The sequence below is a fragment of the Pantoea dispersa genome (assembly GCF_035783935.1).
GTDB lineage: Bacteria > Pseudomonadota > Gammaproteobacteria > Enterobacterales > Enterobacteriaceae > Pantoea > Pantoea dispersa_C.
Genome location: NZ_JALKOV010000015.1, coordinates 21,351 through 33,858 on the forward strand (window position 1 = coordinate 21,351; position 12,508 = coordinate 33,858).

At 58.9% G+C, this 12,508-nt stretch carries 8 protein-coding genes; 6 read left to right on the top strand and 2 right to left on the bottom strand.

The window, feature by feature from the left end; all coding sequences use genetic code 11:
- Positions 1–112 precede the first annotated feature (112 nt).
- From asd to glgP, 6 genes are all read left to right on the top strand, one after another.
- The gene (asd, locus tag MXF20_RS21900) at positions 113–1,222 is read left to right on the top strand and encodes an aspartate-semialdehyde dehydrogenase (RefSeq protein ID WP_059009874.1); all 1,110 of its coding nucleotides are present in this window, start codon (positions 113–115) and stop codon (positions 1,220–1,222) included.
- A 357-nt stretch (positions 1,223–1,579) separates the two neighbouring features.
- Positions 1,580–3,766 carry a 1,4-alpha-glucan branching enzyme gene (gene glgB, locus MXF20_RS21905; RefSeq protein WP_325971467.1) on the top strand — a complete coding sequence of 729 codons (2,187 nt, stop codon included), beginning with the start codon at positions 1,580–1,582 and terminating at the stop codon, positions 3,764–3,766.
- A complete protein-coding gene (gene glgX, locus MXF20_RS21910) occupies positions 3,766–5,745 on the top strand; it encodes a glycogen debranching protein GlgX (protein WP_325971469.1) in 1,980 nt (659 codons plus the stop codon). The genes glgB and glgX overlap by 1 nt, the downstream gene beginning before the upstream one ends.
- A 10-nt stretch (positions 5,746–5,755) precedes the next feature.
- Positions 5,756–7,048: a glucose-1-phosphate adenylyltransferase gene (glgC, locus tag MXF20_RS21915; protein WP_325971471.1), complete on the top strand. Its 1,293-nt coding sequence runs from the start codon at positions 5,756–5,758 to the stop codon at positions 7,046–7,048.
- 62 nt (positions 7,049–7,110) lie between these two features.
- Positions 7,111–8,544, top strand: a complete 1,434-nt coding sequence (gene glgA, locus MXF20_RS21920) for a glycogen synthase GlgA (protein WP_325971473.1) — start codon at positions 7,111–7,113, stop codon at positions 8,542–8,544.
- Positions 8,545–8,565: 21 nt separating this feature from the next.
- Entirely contained in the window at positions 8,566–11,013 is a 2,448-nt protein-coding gene (gene glgP, locus MXF20_RS21925; RefSeq protein WP_325971475.1) for a glycogen phosphorylase, read from the top strand.
- 84 nt (positions 11,014–11,097) lie between these two features.
- Here the strand turns inward: glgP and MXF20_RS21930 are convergent, their stop codons facing one another.
- Positions 11,098–11,655 carry a DcrB family lipoprotein gene (locus MXF20_RS21930; protein ID WP_325971477.1) on the bottom strand — a complete coding sequence of 186 codons (558 nt, stop codon included), beginning with the start codon at positions 11,653–11,655 and terminating at the stop codon, positions 11,098–11,100.
- Positions 11,656–11,770: 115 nt separating this feature from the next.
- Positions 11,771–12,436, bottom strand: a complete 666-nt coding sequence (locus MXF20_RS21935; protein ID WP_325971478.1) for a 7-cyano-7-deazaguanine/7-aminomethyl-7-deazaguanine transporter — start codon at positions 12,434–12,436, stop codon at positions 11,771–11,773.
- Positions 12,437–12,508: the final 72 nt, after the last annotated feature.

The window sequence follows — 12,508 nt, forward strand, 5'->3', positions numbered from 1 at the left end:
AGAGTTGTGGGTCATAGGTAAACCTGATTATTACGCAGACTGGCGCGTTGCTGGCGCTGGTCTTTTTACGCACCACCCAGGCCCCGGCCCGAGTTCCTGAGACGGACAGAAAATGAAGAATGTAGGTTTTATTGGTTGGCGTGGCATGGTCGGCTCTGTGCTGATGTCACGCATGAGCGAAGAGCGCGATTTCGATGTGATCAATCCGGTCTTCTTCTCCACTTCGCAACTGGGTCAGGCTGCGCCGACGTTTGGCGGCAAGTCGACCGGTGCGCTGCAGGATGCGTTTGATATTGAGGCGCTGAAGGCGCTGGATATCATTATCACCTGCCAGGGCGGCGATTACACCAGTGAAGTCTACCCGAAGCTGCGTGAGAGCGGCTGGCAGGGCTACTGGATTGATGCGGCCTCCACGCTGCGCATGAAAGATGACGCCATCATTATTCTTGATCCGGTCAACCATCAGGTGATTCGTCAGGGCCTCGATAGCGGCATCAAAACCTTCGTCGGCGGTAACTGCACCGTCAGCCTGATGCTGATGTCGCTGGGCGGACTGTTCGCTAACGACCTGGTCGAGTGGGCGTCGGTGGCGACGTATCAGGCGGCCTCCGGCGGCGGTGCGCGTCACATGCGCGAACTGCTGACCCAGATGGGCATGCTGCACGATCACGTCGCGACTTCGCTGCAAAATCCAGCGTCGGCGATTCTCGACATCGAGCGTAGCGTGACCGACTTTACCCGTTCCGGCACGCTGCCGACCGACAACTTTGGCGTACCGCTGGCTGGCAGTCTGATCCCGTGGATCGACAAGCAGCTGGACAACGGCCAGAGCCGTGAAGAGTGGAAGGGCCAGGCGGAAACCAACAAAATTCTGTCGACCCGTCACACCATTCCGGTCGATGGCCTGTGCGTGCGCGTCGGCGCGCTGCGCTGCCACAGCCAGGCGTTCACCCTGAAGCTGAAGAAAGATGTGCCGCTGAACGAAATCGAACAGCTGCTGGCCGCGCACAACGAGTGGGTGAAAGTGGTGCCGAACGATCGCGACATCACCATGCGCGAGCTGACGCCTGCCGCGGTGACCGGCACGCTGACCACGCCGGTGGGTCGTCTGCGTAAGCTGAACATGGGGCCAGAGTATCTGTCGGCCTTTACCGTCGGCGACCAGTTACTGTGGGGCGCTGCCGAACCGCTGCGCCGCATGCTGCGTTTGCTGATCGACTAAGCGCAGCGCGAATCCAGACAGGCCGGGGTTTCCCGGCCTTTTTCTTTCCACGGGAGTGCAAAACTTAACCCAAATTGCGCCCGACAAGTGATCAGCTTCCCCTTTTTGCTCGCCCGATAACAATTTTTTGCGTTCCACCCTGGCTTCTGCCAACCCCAAGCTATGATTTAACAGTGATGTGCCGGTTGTTAACTGTTTTTACTTTACGAATCGAATAGTTGTTGTACACGGCCAGGATCTTTCCCACGGAGGGTGTTCTTCCTTGCTGCTGTATGTATGGCTCATGAAAAGCAGCGCACCTGCAGCGACAATTTTGTCTCTCCGGTCGCCTGCGCAAAAAATCATAGGAAGAAAGTCATGTCAGAGCTTCCCGATCGCCATGCGATCAATGCCCTTTTCGCCGGGAATTATGCCGACCCCTTCTCTGTACTGGGGATGCACCAGACCACACAAGGTCTCGAAGTGCGCGCGCTGTTACCGGATGCATCCGAAGTCTGGGTGATTGAAACCAACACCGGCCGCAAATGCGCCCAGCTTAAATGTCTCGACTCACGCGGCTTCTTCAGCGGCGTGATCCCGCGCCGTAAAAACCTGTTTCGCTATCAGCTGGCGGTCAACTGGCACGGCCAGCAAAACCTGATCGACGATGCCTACCGCTTTGGCCCGCTGCTGACGGAGATGGATGCCTGGCTGCTGGCGGAAGGCACGCACCTGCGGCCGTATGAAACGCTCGGTGCGCACGGCACCACCATTGATGGCGTGGTCGGCACGCGCTTCGCCGTCTGGGCCCCGAACGCGCAGCGCGTTTCGGTGGTGGGCGAATTTAACTTCTGGGATGGTCGCCGCCATCCGATGCGTTTCCGTCGCGAGCTCGGCATCTGGGAGCTGTTTGTGCCCGGCGCGGTTAACGGCCAGCTGTACAAATTCGAAATCATTGATGCGCACGGTCAGATGCGCATCAAAGCCGATCCGTTCGCCTTCGAAGCGCAAATGCGTCCGCAGACCGCCTCAATGATTTGCGGCCTGCCGCCGAAGCTCGAAATGCAGCCGCAGCGCAAACTCGCCAACGGCTTTGACCAGCCGATCTCCATTTATGAAGTGCATCTCGGTTCGTGGCGTCGTCACACCGACAACAATTTCTGGCTGAGCTACAAAGAGCTGGCCGAACAGCTGGTTCCTTATGTCAAAGAGATGGGTTTTACCCATATCGAACTGTTACCGATTAACGAGCATCCGTTTGACGGCAGCTGGGGCTACCAGCCGCTTGGCATGTATGCGCCGACGCGCCGCTTCGGCACGCGCGATGAGTTTCGTCACTTTATCGCCGCCGCCCACGAAGCGGGCCTCAACGTGCTGCTCGACTGGGTGCCGGGCCACTTCCCGAGTGATGATTTCGGTCTGGCCAAATTCGATGGCACCGAGCTGTACGAGCACAGCGATCCACGCGAAGGCTACCATCAGGACTGGAATACGCTGATCTACAACTTTGGCCGGCGTGAGGTCAGCAACTATCTCTCCGGCAATGCGCTGTACTGGATGGAACGCTTCGGCATTGATGGCCTGCGCGTTGATGCGGTGGCGTCGATGATTTATCGCGATTACAGCCGCAAAGAGGGCGAGTGGGTGCCTAATGAGTTTGGCGGTCGCGAAAACCTTGAGGCCATCGCCTTCCTGCGCCACACCAACCGCACGCTGGGTCGGGCCGCGCCCGGCAGCATTAGCGTGGCGGAAGAGTCGACCGACTATCCCGGCGTGACGCGGCCATCCGAAGATGGCGGCCTGGGCTTCTGGTTCAAATGGAACCTCGGCTGGATGCACGACACCCTCGACTACATGAAGCTCGATCCGGTGCATCGCCGCTACCATCATCAGCTGATGACCTTCGGCATGCTGTACAACTACACGGAAAACTTTGTGCTGCCGCTGTCGCACGACGAAGTGGTCCACGGCAAAAAGTCGATCCTCGACCGCATGCCTGGCGATCCGTGGCAGAAATTCGCCAACCTGCGCGCCTATTACGGCTGGATGTGGGGTTTTCCCGGCAAAAAACTGCAGTTCATGGGCAATGAATTCGCTCAGGGACGCGAGTGGAACCACGACACCAGCCTCGACTGGCATCTGCTGGAGGGGCTGGATAACTGGCACCACGGCGTGCAGCGTCTGGTGCGCGACCTTAACCACAGCTATCGCCACTTTTCGCCGCTTTATCAGCTCGATTTCGATGCTAATGGCTTCGAGTGGCTGGTGGTCGACGATCACGAAAACTCGGTCTTTGTGTTTGTGCGCCGCGACCGCGAGGGCAACGAACTGATCGTCGCCAGTAACTTCACACCGGTGGCGCGCCACAACTATCGCTTCGGCGTGAACCAGCGCGGCGGCTGGCGCGAAGTGCTAAACACCGATCAGCATGATTATCACGGCAGCGATCTGCGTAACCACGGCATCGTCCACACCGATGATATCACCAGCCATGGGCGCGCACAGTCGCTAAGCCTGACGCTGCCGCCGCTGGCCACGCTGTGGCTGGTGCGGGAGGGCGACTGATGCTGCAGCCGGGCCAGCCGGAGCCGCCGGGCGCCCATTATGACGGGCGCGGCGTTAACTTTACGCTGTTCTCGCGCCACGCGGAGCGGGTGGAGCTGTGCCTGTTCGATGAACAGGGCCGCGAGCAGCGCTTCCCTCTGCCGGCGCGCAGCGGCGACATCTGGCACGGTTATGTTCCGGCGCTAAAGCCGGGACAGCGCTATGGCTACCGCGTGCATGGGCCGTGGCAGCCAGAGCGCGGTCATCGCTTCAATCCGGCTAAGCTGCTGGTCGATCCCTGTGCCAAAGCAGTGTGCGGCGCGGTACCGGACGATGCGCGCCTGCTGGGTGGCGAGTGGCAGCAGGATCACGCCGACAGCGCCACGGTGGCACCCAAATCGCTGGTGATCGCCGACGATTTTGACTGGGAGGACGATTGTCCGCCGCGTACGCCGTGGGGCAAAACGGTGATTTACGAGGCGCACGTGCGCGGCCTGACGCAGCAGCATCCGGAAATTCCGGAAAGGTTACGCGGGACATATGCGGCGCTGGGGCATCCTGCTATGGTGAACTATCTGCGCCGGCTGGGGATCACCGCGCTGGAGCTGCTGCCGATAGCCGCGTTTGCCAGCGAGCCGCGCCTGCAACGGCTCGGCCTGAGCAACTACTGGGGCTACAACCCGTTTGCGCTGTGGGCGCTGCATCCGCATTACGCAGCGGGTGACGCGGGCCAGACGCCGCTGCAGGCGTTTCAGCAGGCGGTTAAAGCGCTGCACGCGGCGGGCATTGAAGTGATTCTCGACGTGGTGTTCAACCACAGCGCCGAGCTGGAGGAGATTGGTCCGACGCTGTCACTGCGCGGCGTCGACAACGCCAGTTATTACTGGCTGGGCGATAACGGTGAATATCACAACTGGACCGGCTGCGGTAATACGCTGAACCTCAGCGATCCGCAGGTACTTGACTGGGCGCTGGGCGCGCTGCGTTACTGGGTGCAAACCTGCCACGTTGACGGCTTCCGTTTCGATCTCGCCAGCGTACTCGGGCGCACGCCAGAATTTCGCCAGGACGCGCCATTGTTTGCCGCCATGCAGGCCTGTCCGGTGCTGTCGCAGGTCAAGCTGATTGCTGAACCCTGGGATATCGGTCCCGGCGGCTATCAGGTGGGCAACTTTCCGCCGGGCTTCGCCGAGTGGAACGACCATTTTCGCGATGCGACGCGTCGCTACTGGCTGCACGGCGAGATGAGCAACGGCGATTTTGCCCGCCGCTTTGCCGGCTCCAGCGATATATTTCAGCGCGCGGCGCGTCTGCCGCACGCCAGCATTAACCTGATCACCGCGCACGACGGCTTCACGCTGCGTGACGTGGTGAGTTATAACCAGAAACATAATCAGGCCAACGGCGAGGACAATCGTGACGGCAGCAGCAGTAATTTCAGCCATAACCATGGTTTTGAAGGGCTGCAGGGCAACTTCGATGTGGTTGAGCGGCGGCGGCGCAGCGTGCATGCGCTGCTGACCACGCTGCTGCTGGCGCAGGGCACGCCGATGCTGCTGGCCGGAGATGAGCGCGGTCACAGCCAGCACGGCAACAATAATGCGTATTGTCAGGACAACGCACTCACCTGGCTGAACTGGCAACAGGATGATTTTGGACTGGTCGACTTCACTGCCGCGTTAATCCGGCTGCGTCAGCAAATTCCGGCGCTGACACAGGACAGCTGGTGGCAGGAGGGCGATGGCAACGTGCAGTGGTTGAATGCCAGCGGCAAACCACTGGAAAAGGATGAGTGGGAACAGGGGATGCACAGACTGCAGATCCTGCTCTCCGGCCGCTGGTTACTAACGATAAACGCCACGGATTCGGTGAGTAACCTTGCCTTACCAGACGGAGAATGGCGAGCCATTCCTCCTTTCGCCGGGGAAGATAACCCCATCCTGACAACTGTCTGGCACGGGCCCGCACACGGCGTGTGTGTGTTCCTAAAGCAATCATAAGGAGTCAGACATGGTGAAATTAGATAGAAACGACCCCCTGATGCTGGCACGCCAGCTCCCTACACAGACGGTTGCCCTGATCCTTGCTGGCGGGCGCGGTACGCGCCTGAAAGATCTTACCGCCAAACGCGCCAAGCCTGCCGTGCACTTCGGCGGCAAGTTCCGCATCATCGACTTTGCCCTCTCCAACTGCATCAACTCCGGGATTCGGCGCATCGGCGTCATCACCCAATATCAGTCACACACGCTGACGCAGCACATTCAGCGCGGCTGGTCGTTATTCAATGAAGAGATGAATGAGTTTGTCGATCTGCTGCCGGCGCAGCAGCGCGCCTCGACCGAACACTGGTATCGCGGTACCGCCGATGCGGTCACGCAGAATCTCGACATCATTCGTCGCTACAACGCGCAGTACATCGTGATTCTCGCCGGGGATCACATCTACAAAATGGATTACTCGCGCATGCTGCTCGACCACGCCGACCGCGGCGCTAAGTGCACCATCGCCTGTCTGCCGGTGCCGCTGCATGAGGCGACGGCGTTTGGCGTGATGGCGGTCGATGCGGAAAACAATGTCATCGATTTCGTTGAGAAGCCGGCGCAGCCGCCGTCCATGCCCGGTGACGACAGCAAAGCGCTGGCCAGCATGGGCATTTACGTGTTCAACGCCGATTACCTCTATGAGCTGCTGGAAGAGGATTTGCAGATCGCCGACTCGAGCCACGACTTTGGTAAAGATCTGCTGCCGAAAATCGTTGCCAGCGGTGAAGCCTACGCGCACTCCTTCACGCTGTCGTGCGTACAGAATGACGAGAACGCAGAACCTTACTGGCGCGACGTCGGTACGCTGGAAGCCTACTGGCGCGCCAATCTCGATCTGGCTTCGGTGACGCCAGAACTTGATATGTACGACCACGAATGGCCGATTCGTACTCACATGGAGCCGCTGCCGCCGGCCAAATTTGTCCAGGATCGATCCGGCAGCCACGGCATGACCATGAACTCGCTGGTCTCCGGCGGCTGCATTATCTCCGGCTCGGTGGTGGTGAATTCGGTGCTGTTCCCGCGCGTGCGCGTTAATTCGTTTTGCAATATTGATTCGACGGTACTGCTGCCGGATGTGGTTATCGGGCGCTCGTGCCGTTTGCGTCGCTGCGTCATAGACCGTGCCTGCGTCATACCGGAAGGCATGGTGATTGGCGAAAATCCGGATGAGGATAGCCGCCGTTTTTACCGTTCAGAAGAGGGCATCGTACTGGTGACGCGCGCCATGCTGGCCAAATTGGCCGCTGCGGGTCAGTAAGTGACGAAAGGCAAAGAACATTGCCGCGTGGAACGCGGGCGATAACACAATAGGGGTTCAGGATGCAGGTTTTACATGTCTGTTCAGAGCTTTTCCCGCTGCTAAAAACCGGCGGACTGGCTGATGTCGTCGGCGCATTGCCTCAGGCACAAATTGCCGAGGGTATGGACACGCGGGTGCTGATTCCGGCGTTTCCGGATCTGCGTAAAGGGATTCCTGATACCGAAGTGGTGGCGGAGCTGCAAACCTTTGCCGGACCGGTCCGCTTGCTGTTTGGGCCCTTCAACGGCGTGGGAATTTATTTGATTGATGCGCCGGGACTGTACGATCGTCCCGGCAGCCCATATCACGATACGTCGCAGTTTGCCTATGTCGATAACTACCTGCGCTTTGCGCTGCTTGGCTGGATGGCGGCCGAGCTGGCCAGCGGGCTGGATACTTACTGGCAGCCGGACATCGTGCACGCGCACGACTGGCACGCCGGTCTGGCACCGGCCTACATCGCCGCGCGCGGACGTCCGGCGAAAACGGTGTTTACCGTGCATAACCTGGCGTATCAGGGGCTGTTTTCCGCGCGACATCTGGACGAAATCCAGATCCCGCGCGCCTATTTCGACATGCACGGGCTGGAATTCTACGGCCAGATTTCTTATCTAAAGGCCGGCCTGTTTTATGCCGATCATATTACTGCCGTCAGCCCGACCTACGCGCTGGAGATCACCCGGCCGGAGTTTGGCTACGGCATGGAATCACTGCTGGAACAGCGGCTGCGCGAAGGGCGGCTGAGCGGCATTCTCAACGGGGTCGATCCCGGCATCTGGGATCCGGCGCACGACCTGCTGCTCACTGCCCGTTACGACCGCGACACGCTGGAGAGCAAAGCGGAGAACAAACGTCAGCTGCAGATTGCCATGGGGCTGAAGGTCGATGACAAAGTGCCGGTGTTCTGCGTTATCAGCCGTTTAACCAAACAGAAAGGGCTGGATCTGGTGCTGGAAGCGCTGCCGGGACTGCTGGCGCAGGGCGGGCAGCTGGTGCTGCTGGGCCAGGGCGATGCCGAACTGCAGCAGGGCTTCCTCGCGGCGGCCGCTGAACATCCGGGCAGCGTTGGCGTGCAAATTGGTTATCACGAAGCGTTCTCGCACCGCATCGTCGGGGGCGCGGACGTCATTATGGTGCCAAGCCGCTTTGAACCGTGCGGTCTGACGCAGTTGTACGGCCTGAAATATGGCACGCTGCCGCTGGTCAGGCGTACCGGCGGGCTGGCGGACACGGTACAGGACAGCTCGCTGGAGAACCTCGCCGACGGCGTGGCCAGCGGCTTCAGCTTTGAAGACAGTAATGCCTGGTCATTGCTGCGCGCGATTCGTCGTGCTTTTGTTTTATGGTCCCGTCCTTCACTCTGGCGTTATGTTCAGCGTCAGGCGATGGGGATGGATTTTAGTTGGCAGGTGGCAGCACAAGCCTACCGCGATCTTTATCAACGCTTGCTGTAATGAGAGATTGGGATACCGCATATGAACGCACCTTTCACCTATGCCTCACCCACGCTGACGGTTGACGCCCTCAAGCACTCAATCGCCTATAAGCTGATGTTTACCATTGGTAAAGATCCGTCGATCGCCAACAAGCATGAGTGGCTTAACGCCGCGCTGCTGGCGGTGCGCGATCGCATGGTGGAGCGCTGGCTGCGCTCCAGTCGTGCGCAGCTGTCGCAGGATGTGCGTCAGGTCTATTACCTGTCGATGGAGTTCCTGATGGGGCGCACGCTGGGCAATGCGCTGCTGGCGATGGGCATTTATGACGATCTCAACCAGGCGCTGGATGAGATGGGGCTCGACCTCAGCGAGCTGATGGAAGAAGAGAACGATCCCGGGCTCGGCAACGGCGGTCTTGGCCGTCTGGCGGCCTGCTTCCTCGATTCGCTGGCCACGCTGGGCCTGCCCGGACGCGGCTACGGTATCCGCTACGATTACGGCATGTTTAAACAGAACATCGTTGACGGCCAGCAGCGTGAGTCGCCGGATTACTGGCTGGAGTACGGCAACCCGTGGGAGTTCCAGCGCTTTAACACCCGCTACAAAGTGCGTTTTGGCGGGCGGTTACAGCATGAAGGCAGCCGGGTGCGCTGGGTTGAAACCGAAGAGATCGTGGCGATGGCCTACGATCAGATCATCCCTGGCTTCGACACCGATGCCACCAACACGCTGCGGCTGTGGGGCGCGCAGGCCAGTAACGAAATCAACCTCGGCAAGTTCAATCAGGGCGATTACTTCGCGGCGGTGGAAGATAAAAACCACTCGGAGAACGTGTCGCGCGTGCTCTATCCCGACGATTCGACCTACTCCGGGCGCGAGCTGCGTCTGCGCCAGGAGTATTTTCTCGTCTCGGCCACTGTGCAGGATATCCTTAATCGCCACTGGCAGATGCATGAAACCTGGGACAACCTGGCCGACAAAATCGCCATCCACCTCAACGATACCCATCCGGTGCTGGCGATTCCCGAGCTGATGCGCCTGCTGATTGATGAGCACAAGTTTACCTGGGACGACGCCTTCGAAGTCACCTGCCAGGTGTTCTCTTACACCAACCACACGCTGATGAGCGAAGCGCTGGAGACCTGGCCGGTAGACATGATCGGCAAGATCCTGCCGCGCCACCTCAGCATCATCTTTGAAATCAATGACTACTTCCTGAAGACCATTCAGGATTACTACCCGGACGACTGGGATCTGATGGCGCGTATCTCGATCATCGACGAAAACGACGGTCGCCGCATCCGCATGGCGTGGCTGGCAGTGGTGGTAAGCCACAAAGTTAACGGCGTGTCGGAGCTGCACTCTAATCTGATGGTGCAGTCGCTGTTCGCCGATTTTGCCCGCCTGTTTCCGGGGCGCTTCTGCAATAAAACCAACGGCGTGACGCCGCGCCGCTGGCTGGCGCTGGCCAACCCGGCCTTGTCAGAGGTGCTGGATGACGCCATTGGCCGCACCTGGCGCACCGATCTGGCGCAGCTGAGCGAGCTGGTGCCGCACGTTGATTATCCGGCCTTTATTGAGCAGGTCGCCGATGCCAAGTTTGCCAACAAAAAGCGTCTTGCGGAGTGGGTGGCGAAAAACATGGATATCGTGCTGGATCCGCAGGCGCTGTTTGACGTGCAGATCAAGCGTATCCACGAGTACAAACGCCAGCTGCTGAACGTCTTGCACGTGATCACGCGTTATAACCGCATCAAAGCCGATCCGACCGCAGAATGGGTGCCGCGCGTTAACATCTTCGCCGGTAAAGCGGCGTCGGCCTATTACGTTGCCAAGCACATCATTCACCTGATCAACGATGTCGCCAACGTGATCAACAACGATCCGCAGGTGAAGAACAAGCTGAAGGTGGTGTTCATCCCTAACTACGGCGTCAGCCTGGCGCAGATCATCATTCCGGCGGCGGATCTCTCCGAGCAGATCTCAACCGCAGGCACCGAGGCTTCCGGCACCAGTAACATGAAATTTGCGCTCAACGGCGCGCTGACCATCGGTACGCTGGACGGGGCCAACGTGGAGATGCGCGAGCACGTCGGCGCAGAGAATATCTTTATCTTCGGCAACACCACGCCGCAGGTGGAGAAGCTGCGCACCGAGGGCTATAACCCGCGCAAATACTACGAAGAGGATGCGGAACTGCATCAGGCGCTGACGCAAATCGCCAGCGGCGTTTTCAGCCCGCAGGAGCCAGGGCGCTACCGTAACCTGTTCGACGCGCTGGTGAACTTTGGCGATCACTATCAGCTGCTGGCGGATTACCGCAGTTATGTCGATACCCAGGATAAGGTGGATAAGCTTTATCGCCAGCCGGAAGAGTGGCAGCGGCGTGCGGCGCTGAACATCGCCAATATGGGCTATTTCTCCGCCGATCGTACCATTCAGGAGTACGCGGATGAGATCTGGCATATTTCGCCGGTGAGGTTGTAAACGAGGCACATTCTGTAGCGGCGCAATTTATTGCGCGGTTTTTAACAACGCGCGATAAATCGCGCCGCTACCGTTGGTGCAAACTTACTTCAGGGTAATGCTCTTCACAATCGCATCGGCATCGCTCTGCGCCTGCTGCTGATTGTCGGCGGGCAGGGTAATCTGCAGCGTCAGCAGTTTGCCATCCACCTTCGCCAGAATCACTGACGACCACGAAGACTGGTTGTTGGCAGAAATCACCGTATCCAGCTGCTGTGCCGGCTGGTCTTTCAGCGTCACCGCTTTGTTCGACACCACCTGCAGCTGCGGATCGCGGTTGCGCTGCTGCTGTTCCAGACGCTGAGCCAGCGCATCCAGGCCTTCACTGGTCGGATCGCCCGCAATCACGATAATCGCGCGCTGGCCGGTTTCATCGGCATACACGTGCATATTGGTCGATTCTGAACCCAGCTTGCCGCTCTTGTCCGACATGCCCGCAGGCAGGCTGAAACTCAGCTTACCGTCCATCAGGTTCACCGTCTGTGCTGACTGACTGGCGCTGGCACCGTTGCTGTTTGCCGCCGTATCGTCTTTCTTCTGATCACACGCCGCCAGGCCTAACACCAGCAGGCCGATGCCCGCATATTTCACTAAGTTACGCATTCTTATCCCTTCGTAAGGTTTCCATCAGCCGTTATCAAAACGGAATCGGCGCTTAAAAGCAATCAGCGCTTTGTCAGGAAATCTTAGCGTGCCGTAGCGTTTCGTCTACGTTCAATCAGCCGAAATTCATCTGGCGCTGAGCCGAACGTTCCGCCAGGCGCTTCAGTGTCGCGTTGAGCAGTACGCCATAAGCCGGCAGGAAGAAGATCATGCAGATCAGCACTTTGAAGCTGTAATCCACCAGCGCGATCTCCACCCAGTGGCTGGCCATGAACGGGTCCGGGCTCTTGTAAAAAGCGATAAAGAAGAACGCCAGCGTATCGCTGATGTTGCCGAGGAACATGGCACAGGCAGGCGCAATCCACCACTGTGGCAGTTTACGCAGGCGGTTAAACACGTGCACATCAAGGATCTGCCCCAGCGCATAGGCCATAAAGCTGGCGCAGGCGATACGCGCCACGAACAGATTGACCTCCTGCAGCGAAGCCCAGCCCTGCCACGCGCCCTGATAAAACACGCACGACACGATGTAGGAGATAAACAGCGCCGGAATCATCACCGCCAGGATAATGCGCCGTGCCAGCGGTGCGCCAAAAATACGCACGGTGAGATCGGTGGCGAGAAAAATAAACGGGAAGCTGAACGCACCCCAGGTGGTGTGGAAGCCGAAAATCTCGACCGGCAGTTGCACCAGATAGTTACTGGAGGTAATCACCAGCAGGTGAAACAGCGACAGCCAAAAGAGCGCATGCATGCGCTGACGAACAGAGAAGTTGATCATAAAGGCCTTTTTAGTAATGGGGTGAGGGAACCCATCCTCTTCATACTTCAGGTTTTATGTGCGTTGGCTGCG